The following is a 13975-nucleotide window of genomic DNA, read 5'->3' as shown; positions in this document are numbered from 1 at the left end:
AATTGTTGGAATATTTTTTGATAATATTCATAAACTAACAAATAACAGACACAAAGATGAATCTAATCGATCTTTTGACAGGAAACACAGGAAATCAGGTAGCTGAGCAGGCTGAAAACAAATTCGGAATCAGTAAAAATCAGATTATTGCCCTACTGGCAGTAGCTACCCCGCTCATCATCTCATATCTTCGAAACAAATCTCAGGATGCTAAAGAAGCTGAAGCACTGAACAGTGCATTGGATAAAGACCACGACGGAAGTATTTTAGAAGATCCTTCGCAGCTTGACTACAGGCAGGAAGAAGGAGGATCAATCCTTTCTCACATATTTGGAAATCAGAAAAATAACGTTGAGAATCAGTTATCACAAAATACGGGAATTTCTATTGATAAAATAGGACCAGTTCTGGCAATGCTCGCCCCTGTAATTATGGGATATATAGGTAAAGAAAAACAACAGAGCAATGTCGGATCCGGAGGCCTCGGAGATCTCTTAGGCGGAATCCTGGGAGGCGCTCAGAATCAGGCTCAACAGCAACAGTCTAATCCTTTAAATGACATTCTTGGAAGTGTATTAGGAAATGGACAGTCAAAATCTTCAGAAAATCCGTTAAATGATATTCTGGGAAGCATACTTGGTAACGGAGGTCAACAGCAAAAACAGCAGCAAGGAGGATTAGGTGACATTCTTGGAGGACTTTTTGGAGGAAAATAAAATTTATCTTAAAGATAAAAAATGACCGTAAAAATATTCTACGGTCATTTTTGTTTTTAGTCTTTTGGCTTTTCAGCAGTTGCTGAGTAAGATTTTGAAGCTTTTCTCGGTCTTTTCTTTCCGTAGCTTCCTAAAATCACCTTTCCTTTTCTTGACTTTCTGTCTCCTTTTCCCATAATGTTATAATTTATTTATCACAAGTTACGCATTAAGAACAACAATTCAAAAATTTGCCGTTAATATATTACAAATAAAAATTTACACTTTCACATTCTTCCATTTTCCTTTTTTAAATAAAATAAATGCAATAACGGTAATGAATGTTTCTGCCACTGGAACAGATATAAAAACACCCTTAGGTCCCAGTTGAAAATATTTTGAAAGCGCATATGCCAAAGGAATCTGAAACATCCAAAATCCCAAAAAATTGAGCCAGGTCGGCGTCCAGGTATCACCTGCTCCATTGAAGGCATTCATAGTCACCATACCTATTCCGTAAAAAACAAAACCTATGCTCATGATGTGTAATGCATTTTTGGCATAATTCTTAATTTCAATCTGTTCTGTAAAAAATCCAACAAGAAAATCTCCTGAAATAAAAAACAGCAAACTCACCAAAAGCATAAAAATCACATTGTATTTTACCGTTTTCGTTACAGACTGCTCTGCGCGCAACATTTCACCCGCTCCCATATTCTGCCCGACTAATGTGGAAGCCGCATTACTCAACCCCCAAGCCGGAAGCATAAAAAACATCATTAACCGGAGAGCGGTCTGATAACCTGCGGAAGCGTCTTTTCCTCCCGTTGTCGCAACCAATTGTGCAAGAAAGATCCAGCTGCAGGAGGCAATAACAAACTGCAAAATTCCCGGCATGGCTATCTTCAAGATGGAAGTGATTAATTTAAAATCAGGTTTAAAATAAATAGTCCTGATCCTTACCAGAGAATCAGCAATAAAAATATGATAAAGCTGATAAAACACTCCGGAACTTCTTCCGATAGTTGTTGCCACTGCAGCACCTGTTAAACCCATTGCAGGGATCGGACCCAAACCCCGTATTAAAATGGGGCAAAGAATAATGTTGGCAATATTGGCAATCCATAAACTTTTCATGGCAATGGCGGCATTTCCCGCACCTCGGAAGATTCCGTTAATTAAGAAGAGCAGCATAATAATCACACTGCTTCCCATCATAATTTGTGTAAATTCTTTGCCGTACTTTGCAGCATCCGGTTTTGAACCCATTAAAATCAAAATATCTTCTGCGTAAATTACTCCCAATACGCTCAAAAGAGAGGTTATAATAAACGACACCGAAATTACCTGTGCAGCACTTCTGGAAGCCTGTTCGGTCTTTTTTTCACCAATTCTTCTGGCCACAACTGCCGTTGCTGCCATACTCATTCCGATAGCAATCGAATAGATGATGGTAAGCACAGATTCTGTAAGACCCACTGTTTGAATAGCGAAACCACTTTCTTTGAGATGACCGACAAAATAAAGGTCAACCAGAGCAAAGACGGATTCCATAGCCATTTCAAGCATCATAGGAATTGCTAAAAGTAATACAGCACTTCTAATGCTGATTTTGGTGTAATCAGTGTCTTCTTCGCTGAAAGCTTTTTTCAAAAAAATTAAATATTTTTTCATGCTAAAATTAAATCGCACTAAAATACAAATTCGACAAATGTAATTTCAAATAAAATAAACAACAATTATTTATCGCAAAACAATAATTAATTATATCTTTGCAATAAATAAACAATTATTGATATGAATATTACCGGAAAAAATTCACTTCTTTACTGGATTAAATATCCATTTGGGATCTATACCGTAGGATTTTCAATACTATCTCTCTGGATCCTGCTTTTGATGATCATTTACACCATAACGGGAGCGCAAAACCGTTATATTTCCTTTAACCATAATCAATCAGGAAAAAATGATATGATTCAATTTCATTATCCTTTTTCAACAATGGTTCTGTCTGCTGAAAATTCTCTGGAAGGCATATCACTTGCATTTGTAGGACTTATTTCTGTATGTTTTATACTAATTATTGTTTTTAAAATTTCGATTGAACTTTCAAAAGACCAGTTTTTCACTGACAAAGCAGTTCGAAATTTCAAAATTTTAGGTTTTGGATTATTATGCTTTGGAACAATCCATTTTATAATAGATTTATCTACCTCTTCAGAAAATTTTAATTTAAACCCTCCACTTCTGTTTATCATCACCGGATGTCTGTTTATTTTTCTTAAAGAAATATTTGCAAAAGGAAAAATGATGCAGGAAGAAAACGATCTAACAATATAAATTATGCCGATAATTATCAACGTTGACATCATGTTGGCGCGAAGAAAGATGCAGTCGCAGGAGCTTGCAGAAAAAATCGGGATCACACAGGCTAACCTTTCTATTTTAAAAACAGGCAAAGCAAAAGCGGTGAAACTGTCTACGCTTGAAGCACTCTGTAAAGCATTGGATTGCCAGCCCGGAGACCTTTTGGAATTTAAACCTTAATTAAACCTATAGTACAATGAAAAAACTAATCCTATCAGCATCACTTTTAGTGTTCACCTCTTACTCAGGGCAGGAACTCAGTGATGAGCAGAAAAAAATGTTAAGATACGATGATGTATCAGATTTTTCAACCATCGTTAATAAAGAAAATATTGACCGGTGTTATCAGAATGAAAATAATTCTTATTCTTTTTTGGCATTGTCAATTAAGTTAAACAGCAGAAAGGTTTTCCAAAAGCTTATCGATGAAAAGGCTTCATTAGAGAAAGTATGCGACGGGAAAACCCCATTGATGTTCGCTGCAAAATATGGGAATACTGATCTTGCAAAAAAACTTTTAGATTATGGGGCAAAGAAAGAAATAAAAACCGACCGTGGATATAGTGCTCTTGATTATGCTAAAAAATATGAAAAGACGGAAGTTGCTAAACTTTTGGAATAAAATCAATCCCGGCAGAATGTTATCAAAATACACTTTCTATTATTTATCTTAAAATAAAGGAATAATAAATTATCCTGATATATGAAAAAAATATTTAGATTTGTATTTCATAAGAGAAGAAACTATGAGAAAAATTATATCAGCTACATTACTTATTGCCATCTCAATTTTTGCCAACAGTCTTTTCGCGCAGGAAATGCCTGCTGATCAACTGAGAATTTTCCAGACAGACAACCTTCAGGAATTTAAAAATGTATTTACAAAAGATGATTATAATAAATGTTTTAATATTAAAGAGAGATCTTATGACCTTTTGACTCTAAGCGTACAATATGATAAAAAAAATATTTTCGATTTTTTAATTAACAACACAACAGATATCAACAGAACCTGCGGAAGCGACGCTGCACTGATGAAGGCTGCTACGTATGGAAGATCCGAAATGGCAAAAGCATTGCTGAAAAAAGGAGCCAGTAAGTCTTTAAAAAACTCAAACGGAGAGACTGCAAAAGAAATTGCATTAAAAAACAATCATACGCAGCTGGCTAAAATTTTGTAATCAAAATTTAATAATATAAAATTCTATAAAACTTCCATCACGGAAGTTTTTTTGTTTCTATACCCCCCAAAAATCTTATATTTGCCCACGGAAAATTCAAACTTTCCAGTTTGTTGTTTCGAGTCTTACACTCAACTTTAAACTTAAATTCAAAACTTTAAACAAATTAGTATGTTTCGATCGCACACCAACGGAGAATTATCTCTCAAAAATCTTAATGAAGAAGTTACCCTTTCAGGCTGGGTACAGACCATCCGTGATAAAGGATTTATGATTTGGATAGATCTTCGGGACCGTTACGGAATTACGCAGCTGGTTTTTGATCAGGACCGTTCTTCAGCGGAATTGATGGAGAATGCTAAAAAACTGGGACGTGAATTTGTGATTCAGGTTACCGGAAAGGTTATTGAAAGAGTCAGCAAAAACCCTAACATTCCAACAGGGGAAATTGAAATATTAGTTGACAAATTAACGGTTCTCAATGAATCCCAGCTTCCTCCTTTTACGATAGAAGATGAAACAGACGGTGGTGAAGAATTGAGAATGAAATACCGTTACCTGGACATCAGGAGAGCTCCGGTAAGAGATAAACTGATTTTCCGTCACAAAATGGCACAGAAGGTAAGGAATTATCTTTCGGATGAAGGATTCATCGAGGTTGAAACTCCGGTTCTTATTAAATCCACTCCGGAAGGAGCAAGAGACTTCGTTGTACCGAGCAGAATGAATCCGGGACAGTTTTATGCATTGCCACAGTCTCCACAGACCTTCAAACAGTTGTTGATGGTAGGCGGAATGGATAAATATTTCCAGATTGTAAAATGTTTCCGTGATGAAGATCTGAGAGCAGACAGACAGCCGGAATTCACACAAATCGATTGCGAAATGGCGTTCGTTGATCAGGAAGATGTCATGAATGTTTTTGAGGGAATGACGAAGACATTGATTAAAGATATTACCGGTCAGGAATTCGGAACTTTCCCAAGAATGACATTTGCCGATGCAATGCAGAAATACGGAAATGACAAACCGGATATCCGTTTTGGAATGGAATTCGTGGAACTGAATGATTTAGTTAAAGGTAAAGATTTTAAAATATTTGATGATGCCGAATTGGTGGTCGGAATCAATGTTGAAGGATGTGCAGAATATACAAGAAAGCAGATCGATGAACTTGTTGACTGGGTAAAAAGACCACAGATCGGAGCTTCAGGAATGGTTTGGGCTAAATTCCAGAATGATGGCGTAAAAACTTCTTCCGTGAATAAATTCTATAATGAAGAAGACCTGGCAAAAATCATCGAAAAATTCGGAGCAAAAGAAGGAGATCTGATGTTGATCCTTTCCGGAAACGAGCATAAAGTAAGAACACAGCTTTCTGCACTCAGAATGGAGCTCGGAAACCGTTTAGGATTAAGAAAAGGAGATGTTTTCGCACCTCTCTGGGTGGTTGACTTTCCCTTATTGGAATTCGACGAAGAAAGCGGACGCTACCATGCCATGCACCACCCTTTTACTTCTCCAAAAACTGAAGACATTCATTTATTGGAAACTGATCCCGGAAAAGCAAGAGCTAATGCTTACGATATGGTTCTGAACGGAAACGAAATCGGTGGAGGTTCTATCAGAATTTTCGACAGAGATCTACAGTCAAGAATGTTTGATTTGTTAGGATTCTCGAAAGAAGAAGCAGAAGCCCAATTTGGATTCTTAATGAATGCCTTCAAATACGGAGCTCCGCCTCACGGTGGTTTAGCTTTCGGATTTGACCGTCTGGTCGCAATTCTTGACGGAAACGAAGTGATCAGAGATTACATCGCTTTCCCTAAAAACAATTCAGGACGAGATGTCATGATCGACGCACCGGCAGCAATTGCTGACGAACAGCTTGATGAGCTTGAACTGAAATTAAATTTAAAAGCATAAATTAGAAGCGGAGATTTTTTCTCCGCTTTTTTATTATGAAAATACTTATCCAAATACTTTCGGCTATTGGATTTATTACTGCAATAATTGGAGCCATCTATTTATTAATAAGTTTAGCAAAGAAAATGCTTTATTATCCTCCCGATGTAATGCAAGAAGTTTCAGAGAAAATCTCAAAGAATTTTTACATTGCAGGAACTCTGATTACAGTAAGTACTATTTGTTTTTTAGGTGGAAAACAAATCATAAAATTCGATTTTCATAACACTTTAAAACACAATAAAATTATCAATGCTGAAATAAATGGAATATTCTTTAGTAAGAATGATTTAAATGATGTTTTCAATAATATTGAAGGAACGGAGGGACGTTACCGGTGTGATCATTTTAACGGTTTTATAAATTTGGAAAAAAATAAAACTATTCCTATTGAAATCATCAGACACTGTTATGAAAAAAACAGATATATCATTATTTCTAAAAAGTATTACATGGACACCGATATTGGGGATATAAGAACTTCTAAATTCGACTATATTCAAAAGGATTCTATTGATTTGCAATAATTATGAATAAATCAGAATTCATTCAATTCGTAGAAAATCTAAGATTAGATTTCATTGAGAATAAAGAACAATGGGAAAACAAAACCATTAAAGACTATCTGGAAGCTATGTCTCGTTATGTTGAAGACATTGATGGATATCACAAAAACACAAATCAGGATATTGACTTAGAAAAGATTGACTGGAAAGTTTTTGCAGATATATTAAAAGGAAGTTCTATTTATGAGAAAAAACAATGAGAAAAAGCAATCCTAAATCAAAGTAAGATCTCATTGTTTTTTCGGCTATGAGTTTTTTTTTCCACTAAATTAAAAAGGTAGATTCAAAAATTAATCAGAATTTATTAATTTTACTTAAACACAAAATTTTAAATGATGAAATCTCCCTTGCAAATCTTACAGCAATACTTCGGCTACGACAACTTCCGCCTTGAGCAAGCCAATGCGGTTGATAATGTAATTTTAAAAAAAGACACCTTTGTTCTGATGCCAACTGGTGGTGGAAAATCGCTATGTTATCAGGTTCCGGCGTTGATTTTGGAGGGAACAGCCATCGTGATTTCTCCGTTGATTGCTTTGATGAAAGACCAGGTTGATGCTTTACGCGTAAATGGTATTTCTGCTTCGTACATCAATTCTTCGATGTCATCATTTGAACAAAATGAAACTGTTAATCAATTAAAAAACGGTCAGCTCAAACTTTTATATGTTGCACCCGAAAAACTGAGTACAGATAATGGAGCATTTTTAAAGTTTCTGAATGACGTGAATATTTCCCTGTTTGCGGTTGATGAAGCGCATTGCGTTTCGCATTGGGGGCACGATTTCCGTCCCGATTATTTGTTTTTAAATGGTTTAAAAAAACAGTTTCCAGAAATTCCAATCATCGCTTTGACGGCAAGTGCAGACGAAATTACAAGGAAAGACATCAGCAAACAACTCAATCTTCAGGAACCTCTGGTTTTGATTTCTTCCTTTGACAGAGCCAATATCAAATATTTTGTCCAGCCGAAAAAATCTGTTCTGCGAAACATCATTCAGTACCATAACGAGCATCCGGACGATTCCGGTATTATCTACTGCTTATCAAGAAGAGGAACTGAAGAAATGTCGAATAAGCTGAGAGAAAACGGCATCAACTCGGCTTTTTATCATGCCGGACTTTCTTCTGTGGAAAGGGCAAAAGTGCAGGTAGATTTTTTGAAGGACAAAACACGAGTAATGGTGGCTACGATTGCATTCGGGATGGGAATCGACAAGAGCAATGTCCGTTTTGTGATGCATGCAGATTTGCCCAAAAATATAGAAAGTTATTATCAGGAAACGGGAAGAGCCGGAAGAGATGGCTTACCGAGTGAAGCGATTTTGTTTTATTCAAATGCGGATGTGATGAAACTCAAACGATTTGCAATGATAGAAGGCAATAAAGAGCAATCTGAACTGATGCTGCGAAAACTGAAACAGATGTCCGACTTTGCCGAAATGCAAAAATGCAGACGACAGTATCTGATGGAATATTTCGGCGAAAAGCACGATGGCAGCTGCAATTCCTGCGATTATTGTCTCAGTGATTTTGAAACTTTTGATGCAACGGCTGATGCTCAGAAATTATTGAGCGCAGTCTACAGATTGAAAGAACGTTACGGAAAAACACTGATTATTGATTTTCTGCGGGGTTCGCAAAGTGTTAAAATTACAGACTACATGCGCAGTCTGCCTACTTATGGCGTAGGAATTAATCAGGATAAAAACTATTGGCAAAACTTAATAACTCAGTTGCTCATCAAAGGCTTCCTGTATGAATCGAATGAGGAATTTCCTGTTTTGAAATTAAATGAAGAAAGCAGATTAATTTTATTTAAAAATAAAAAAATAATCTTTCAGAAAGTAAAAGAACGAGCAAAAGCTGTCACCATTGCAGAAATAGAAACTGATTATTTCACTCCTGATATCGATGCAAATGAAGAACTTTTTGCAGAACTGAAAACTTTAAGAAGGGAAATTGCCGAGCGTGAAAATGTTCCGCCCTACGTTATTTTTTCTGATGCGACTTTGCTGGAATTATCATCTTATATGCCTAGTTCAAAAGAAGAATTGAATCAGATCAGTGGTTTCGGAGTTTTTAAGATAGAGAAGTATGGGGATATATTTCTTCCAACAATTATCGAATTTTGCAGGAAGAATAATGTAGGCAGTAAAATTTCGGAGAAAAAACCTAAAAAAGCACGTGCACCAAAGAAAGCAGTTAAAAGTACATCAGGAACTTTTGCAACAACTTTTGAACTATACAAGCAGCATCACAGTGTTGAGGAAATTGCAAAAATCAGAAGTCTATCGATTAACACTATCCAAAATCATTTAGCAAAATATGTAGAATCGGGAGCGATAAAACCAACCGAATTAATGGACGTCAACAAAATAAAACCTATCCTTGAGATTGCCAAATCTCAATCCATTCAGTCATTAAAAGCGATTAAAGAAGAATTAGGCGATGATTTTTCTTATTTTGAAATTCATGTTGCGATTGCTTATCATAATTCGCAGCAGTAATTTTTTGAAACTAAAATTTCATCAAAATTATTTCCCCGACCCTGAAGGTGTAATTTTATTTCTAAAAAATATTAATATCGGATGTATCTTATAATTCATATATCCGATATTAAAATAAAATCGTAAATTTATCATTATGAAACGTCTGATAAAATTCTGATTAAAAATTCGTAATCTTTTATAGACGTTGCATCTGACATATAAATACAGACAAAAAAGCATAAGATGAAATGGCAAGAATATCCTTATCACTTTGAGGGTTTAGAAAAACAACTCGAAAGAATTCTGCAGAAAAAAGAGGAATTAGATCAGTTACGCCCTATCCCGACCTATGCTCTGAAAAGCATAAAAGAAAGTCTGATGATTGAATGGACCTACAATTCGAACAGTATTGAAGGGAATACTTTGACGCTTCAGGAAACCAAAATGGTTATCGAAGAAGGTTTTACTATCAAAGGAAAATCTTTACGGGAACATTTCGAAGCCTTAAATCATCAGGAAGCAATTATATTGGTGGAGAGCTTAATATCTGATAGCTATATTTTGAAGGAAACCGATATTTTGAATATTCACGAATTGGTTCTTCAAAAAATTGAAAAAGATTTTGCCGGTCGTTTCAGAACTTCGGGTGTAAGGATTTCCGGAGCGAATTTTGTTCCGCCAAACGCTTTGAAAATTGATGAATACATCACCGAATTAATTGATTGGACGAACAATTTTGACATGAATATCATTTTAAAATCTGCCATTTTTCACCATCGCTTTGTTTGGATTCATCCTTTTTTTGATGGAAATGGAAGAACTGCTCGTTTGCTTTTTAATTTATTGTTGATGAAAGAAGGTTTTCCGCCTGCAATCATTCTTAAAAACGACAGGAAAAAATATTACGATGCTCTGAACTTTGCAAATAATGGGAATTATTCGAAATTGGTTTTGCTTATTTTACAGGCTTTGGAGAGAAGTTTAGACATATATTTAGGTTCGTTAAACAATACTTATGATAATTATCAGAGTATTTCTGATATTGTGAACGAACCGAATATTCCATATGGACAGGAATATATGAGTTTGCTCGCAAGGCAAGGGAAAATTGACGCTTTCAAAGAAGGCAGAAATTGGTTGACGACAAAAGATGCTGTTTTAGATTATATAGAAAAACGGGACAGAAAGAGAAAACTCAAACTGACTTAAATACAAGCGGAGATTAAGTCTTCGCTTTACTTTTGTGTTGATTTTTGATTTAATTCGAATACTAAATTTATTATCTTCTAATTTAGAAAAGGGACCATATAATATTCCCACGGCACAATCATTGTAAGTTTACAAAAAAAGAAAGACAATGAAAGCAATTTGGAACGGTGCCATTGGTTTTGGCTTAGTCAATATTCCTGTAAAGATTTATTCTGCAACAGAAACCAGCAAACTGGATCTCGATATGCTGGATAAATCTGATTTTTCCAATATCAAATTCAAAAGAGTCAATGAAAAAACGGGAAAGGAAGTCAAGTGGGCAAATATCGTAAAAGGTTTTTTGATCGACGATAAATATGTCGTTCTCGAAGATGAAGATTACGAAGCTGCAAGCCCTGAAAAAACAAAAATCCTGGGCATCGAACATTTTGTAAAAGAAGTTGAAGTAGACTCTGTTTATTTTGAGACACCTTATTTTCTGGAACCTCAAAAAAACGGCGAAAATGCTTACCGGCTCTTAATCAAAGCCCTGCAACAGACAAAAATGGTGGGTATCGGAACATTTGTTTTACGCGATTCGGAAGCTATCGGAATGATCCGTCCTTATAATGATGACGTTTTAGTATTAAACAGATTACGGTTTAATCAGGAAATAAGAGATTACAAAGATTTGAAAATTCCTGCTAAAAAAGCTCCGAAACCTGCTGAATTAAAGATGGCTAAAAATCTCATCGAACAGCTTTCTGAATCTTTTGATCCTTCGTTTTACAAAAACACCTATTCGGAAGAGCTGCTTAAAATTATCAAGAAAAAAGCCAAAGGAAAATCAATAAAACTGAAAAAATCAGAACCTGCAAAACAAGGTAAAGTGGTTGACTTAATGGCTCAGCTGAAAGCAAGTTTACAAAGTCCGAAATCTAAAAATGCTTCCTGATCATGGCACTTAAAGATTATAACGAAAAAAGAAAGTTCGACGAAACAACCGAACCTAAAGGAAAAACAAAAAAAAGTGAAAATCAGCTTATTTTTGTAATACAGAGACATGCTGCGTCAAGACTCCACTATGATTTTCGTTTGGAGATGGAAGGCGTTCTAAAAAGCTGGGCAGTTCCGAAAGGGCCGTCATTAAATCCTGATGACAAACGGTTGGCGATGATGGTAGAAGATCACCCATACGATTACAAAGATTTTGAAGGAAACATTCCTGACGGAAATTATGGGGCCGGGCAGGTCGAAGTTTGGGACAGCGGAACTTATGAACCTCTGGATGATACCAGTAAACTGTCGGATGAAAAAGAATTATTAAAGGAACTGAAATCAGGATCACTAAAATTCATTTTACATGGTAAAAAACTGAAAGGAGAATTTGCTTTGGTTAAAATGAAAAATGCGGAAAACAACGCATGGCTTTTGATTAAGCATAAAGATAAATTTGCAAAAGACGAATATGATGCAGAAGATAACGTTTCGCCGAAATCATTAGTTTCAAAATTCATCGAGGAAAAAAAAAGCCCAAAAAGCAGCAGAAAGAAATAAAATCTGACACCAAATCAAAGTTTCAAAAATTCAATTCTTTAGGGGATGAAAAAAAATTAGAAACCTTCATCAGGCCCATGCTGGCAAAATCTTTTGAAAAACCTTTCGACCACGAGAATTGGCTTTTTGAAATTAAATGGGACGGCTACCGGGCCGTGGCAGATCTGAGCAAAAAGCTTCCCCTATTCTATTCCAGAAACGGAATTTCCTTTTTATCAAAGTTTGATATCATTTCCAACGATTTCAAACAACAGAAACATAACATGATTCTTGACGGCGAAATTGTCGCATACGATGAAAATGGCAAACCGAGTTTTCAGTTACTACAGCAGATAGGTGACAATCCTAATCTGGCTTTAACATATCAGGTTTTTGATCTCCTTTGGCTTAATGGCCATTCGACAGAAGAACTTCCACTGATACAGAGAAAAGAACTGTTAAAAGACGCACTCATTGAAACCGATCTAATCAGATTTTGTGACCACGTTCCTGAAAAAGGGATTGATTTCTTTGATCAGATGAAAAAAATGCAGCTTGAAGGAATGATAGCCAAAAGATCGGACAGCATTTACAGTGAAAATTCAAGGAGTACAGACTGGCTCAAAATAAAATTTACCAATACAGAAGAAGCGGTCATCTGTGGTTTTACTAAACCAAAAGGTTCCCGTCAGGGTTTTGGAGCATTGATTCTCGGAAAATATGCGGAAGGTAAATTAATTTATTCAGGGCATACCGGAACGGGATTTAATAATGAATTGCTTAACCGGCTTTATCTGATACTAAAAAAATCAGAATTGAAAAATGCTCCTTTTGAAACCATTCCAAAGACCAATATGCCCGTAACTTGGGTAAAGCCTGAATTAGTCTGCGAAATAAAATACTCGGAAATCACTAAAGACGGCATGTTCCGCCATCCTGTTTTCGTAGCACTGCGGGAAGACAAGAATACGGATGAGATGAATATATCAAGTCAAAAAGATAAAAACCCTAACAATATGTCAACTAAAAAAAAGATTGAAGAAGACAATGGTGATGAAAAAGACACAGAAATTACATTGAACAGACACAAAATAAAACTCACCAATCAGGATAAAATTTATTTTCCCAAAGATAAAATTAGCAAAGGAGATGTTGTGGAATATTACCAGTCTGTGGCTGAATACCTTTTGCCTCATTTGAAAAACCGCCCTCTTTCACTGAACCGTTTCCCAAGTGGAATTGACCAGTCAGGGTTTTATCAGAAAGATACCGGTGATACTTTTCCGGACTGGATCAAAACGACAAAAGTCCATTCAGAATCTACTGATAAGTATATTGATTATGCCATCTGTAATGACAAAGCGACAATGGCTTATCTTAATAATCTTGGCTGCATTGATTTCAACCCGTGGAACTCCTCTCTTCCTGATCTTGACCATCCCGATTATTTGGTTCTGGATTTAGACCCTTCAAAGAAAAATTCTTTTGATCATGTGATTGAGACCGCTCAACAGGTCAGAGAAGTGTTGGGTGCAATTAAAATAAAAGGGTACTGTAAAACGTCCGGAAGCACAGGAATTCACATCTATATTCCTATGGGTGGCAGTTATGATGATGACCAGGTCAAAGATTTTGCCCACATCCTGATGAAGCAGGTCAATGATAAACTTCCGAAAATAACGACCCTGGAAAGAAGCCTTCAGAAAAGAGACGATAAAAAAATCTACCTTGATTATCTTCAGAACCGGCAGGGTCAGACTTTGGCAAGCGTGTACAGTCTGAGACCAAAGGAAGGAGCTGCTGTTTCTATGCCACTGGAATGGGACGAATTGAAAAAAGGATTGAAGCCAACAGATTTTAACATAGAAAATGCTTTGGAACGAATTAAAGCTAAAGGAGATCTTTTTAAGCCTGTTTTAGGAAAGGGAATCGATATGATGAAGGCACTGGAATTGTTGCAGGATGCGAAGTAATTTGATATT

At 36.0% G+C, this 13975-nt stretch carries 15 protein-coding genes; 13 read left to right on the top strand and 2 right to left on the bottom strand.

The annotated features are described in order from the left end of the window. Nucleotides 1-56 precede the first annotated feature (56 nt). Entirely contained in the window at nt 57-716 is a 660-nt protein-coding gene (locus AC2A07_RS08640; RefSeq protein WP_484050057.1) for a DUF937 domain-containing protein, read from the top strand. A 56-nt stretch (nt 717-772) separates the two neighbouring features. Here AC2A07_RS08640 and AC2A07_RS08635 read toward each other — a convergent pair whose 3' ends face one another. Together AC2A07_RS08635 and AC2A07_RS08630 are read right to left on the bottom strand one after the other, a co-directional pair. Continuing rightward, complete coding sequence (locus tag AC2A07_RS08635; protein WP_314495437.1) at nt 773-892, bottom strand: 30S ribosomal protein THX; 120 nt, start codon at nt 890-892, stop codon at nt 773-775. An 82-nt stretch (nt 893-974) separates the two neighbouring features. Next, a complete protein-coding gene (locus AC2A07_RS08630) occupies nt 975-2369 on the bottom strand; it encodes an MATE family efflux transporter (protein ID WP_484050056.1) in 1395 nt (464 codons plus the stop codon). A gap of 123 nt (nt 2370-2492) precedes the next feature. On the opposite strand from AC2A07_RS08630, the gene AC2A07_RS08625 reads away from it, so the two are divergent. The 12 genes from AC2A07_RS08625 to ligD all read left to right on the top strand — a co-directional run bounded on the left by AC2A07_RS08625 (nt 2493) and on the right by ligD (nt 13966). Further along, a complete protein-coding gene (locus AC2A07_RS08625; protein ID WP_314495433.1) occupies nt 2493-3038 on the top strand; it encodes a DUF2975 domain-containing protein in 546 nt (181 codons plus the stop codon). Nucleotides 3039-3041: 3 nt separating this feature from the next. Next, nucleotides 3042-3245: a helix-turn-helix transcriptional regulator gene (locus AC2A07_RS08620; protein ID WP_314495431.1), complete on the top strand. Its 204-nt coding sequence runs from the start codon at nt 3042-3044 to the stop codon at nt 3243-3245. A gap of 16 nt (nt 3246-3261) precedes the next feature. Further along, the gene (locus AC2A07_RS08615) at nt 3262-3687 is read left to right on the top strand and encodes an ankyrin repeat domain-containing protein (protein WP_484050055.1); all 426 of its coding nucleotides are present in this window, start codon (nt 3262-3264) and stop codon (nt 3685-3687) included. Between the two features lie 124 nt (nt 3688-3811). Continuing rightward, nucleotides 3812-4246, top strand: a complete 435-nt coding sequence (locus tag AC2A07_RS08610; RefSeq protein WP_314495427.1) for an ankyrin repeat domain-containing protein — start codon at nt 3812-3814, stop codon at nt 4244-4246. 171 nt (nt 4247-4417) lie between these two features. After that, nucleotides 4418-6172, top strand: a complete 1755-nt coding sequence (aspS, locus tag AC2A07_RS08605; protein ID WP_484050054.1) for an aspartate--tRNA ligase — start codon at nt 4418-4420, stop codon at nt 6170-6172. Nucleotides 6173-6207: 35 nt separating this feature from the next. Further along, the gene (locus tag AC2A07_RS08600) at nt 6208-6738 is read left to right on the top strand and encodes a hypothetical protein (protein WP_484050053.1); all 531 of its coding nucleotides are present in this window, start codon (nt 6208-6210) and stop codon (nt 6736-6738) included. 2 nt (nt 6739-6740) lie between these two features. Continuing rightward, nucleotides 6741-6977: a DUF7660 family protein gene (locus AC2A07_RS08595; protein WP_484050052.1), complete on the top strand. Its 237-nt coding sequence runs from the start codon at nt 6741-6743 to the stop codon at nt 6975-6977. Nucleotides 6978-7109: 132 nt separating this feature from the next. Beyond that, on the top strand, nt 7110-9287 hold the full coding sequence (recQ, locus tag AC2A07_RS08590) for a DNA helicase RecQ (protein WP_484050051.1): 2178 nt from the start codon (nt 7110-7112) through the stop codon (nt 9285-9287). A gap of 225 nt (nt 9288-9512) precedes the next feature. Continuing rightward, nucleotides 9513-10478: a Fic family protein gene (locus AC2A07_RS08585; protein WP_484050050.1), complete on the top strand. Its 966-nt coding sequence runs from the start codon at nt 9513-9515 to the stop codon at nt 10476-10478. 148 nt (nt 10479-10626) lie between these two features. Then, nucleotides 10627-11412, top strand: coding sequence for a non-homologous end joining protein Ku (gene ku, locus AC2A07_RS08580; RefSeq protein ID WP_484050049.1), 786 nt, complete (start codon nt 10627-10629; stop codon nt 11410-11412). Nucleotides 11413-11414: 2 nt separating this feature from the next. Further along, nucleotides 11415-12014, top strand: coding sequence for a DNA polymerase ligase N-terminal domain-containing protein (locus AC2A07_RS08575; protein ID WP_484050048.1), 600 nt, complete (start codon nt 11415-11417; stop codon nt 12012-12014). Between the two features lie 77 nt (nt 12015-12091). Then, on the top strand, nt 12092-13966 hold the full coding sequence (ligD, locus tag AC2A07_RS08570) for a DNA ligase D (RefSeq protein WP_484050047.1): 1875 nt from the start codon (nt 12092-12094) through the stop codon (nt 13964-13966). Nucleotides 13967-13975: the final 9 nt, after the last annotated feature.

It is taken from the genome of Chryseobacterium sp. HNCC26DJ238 (genome assembly GCF_057180465.1).
The sequence above is the reverse complement of the archived record's forward strand: the minus strand, read 5'-3'. Positions and strand labels throughout refer to the sequence as shown.

Excerpts from the sequence above, each read along its gene's own strand:
- AC2A07_RS08640 (WP_484050057.1), top strand. The coding sequence starts at position 57 with ATGAATCTAATCGATCTTTTGACAGGAAACACAGGAAATCAGGTAGCT.
- AC2A07_RS08635 (WP_314495437.1), bottom strand. The coding sequence starts at position 892 with ATGGGAAAAGGAGACAGAAAGTCAAGAAAAGGAAAGGTGATTTTAGGA.
- AC2A07_RS08630 (WP_484050056.1), bottom strand. The coding sequence starts at position 2,369 with ATGAAAAAATATTTAATTTTTTTGAAAAAAGCTTTCAGCGAAGAAGAC.
- AC2A07_RS08625 (WP_314495433.1), top strand. The coding sequence starts at position 2,493 with ATGAATATTACCGGAAAAAATTCACTTCTTTACTGGATTAAATATCCA.
- AC2A07_RS08620 (WP_314495431.1), top strand. The coding sequence starts at position 3,042 with ATGCCGATAATTATCAACGTTGACATCATGTTGGCGCGAAGAAAGATG.
- AC2A07_RS08615 (WP_484050055.1), top strand. The coding sequence starts at position 3,262 with ATGAAAAAACTAATCCTATCAGCATCACTTTTAGTGTTCACCTCTTAC.
- AC2A07_RS08610 (WP_314495427.1), top strand. The coding sequence starts at position 3,812 with ATGAGAAAAATTATATCAGCTACATTACTTATTGCCATCTCAATTTTT.
- aspS (WP_484050054.1), top strand. The coding sequence starts at position 4,418 with ATGTTTCGATCGCACACCAACGGAGAATTATCTCTCAAAAATCTTAAT.
- AC2A07_RS08600 (WP_484050053.1), top strand. The coding sequence starts at position 6,208 with ATGAAAATACTTATCCAAATACTTTCGGCTATTGGATTTATTACTGCA.
- AC2A07_RS08595 (WP_484050052.1), top strand. The coding sequence starts at position 6,741 with ATGAATAAATCAGAATTCATTCAATTCGTAGAAAATCTAAGATTAGAT.
- recQ (WP_484050051.1), top strand. The coding sequence starts at position 7,110 with ATGATGAAATCTCCCTTGCAAATCTTACAGCAATACTTCGGCTACGAC.
- AC2A07_RS08585 (WP_484050050.1), top strand. The coding sequence starts at position 9,513 with ATGAAATGGCAAGAATATCCTTATCACTTTGAGGGTTTAGAAAAACAA.
- ku (WP_484050049.1), top strand. The coding sequence starts at position 10,627 with ATGAAAGCAATTTGGAACGGTGCCATTGGTTTTGGCTTAGTCAATATT.
- AC2A07_RS08575 (WP_484050048.1), top strand. The coding sequence starts at position 11,415 with ATGGCACTTAAAGATTATAACGAAAAAAGAAAGTTCGACGAAACAACC.
- ligD (WP_484050047.1), top strand. The coding sequence starts at position 12,092 with ATGCTGGCAAAATCTTTTGAAAAACCTTTCGACCACGAGAATTGGCTT.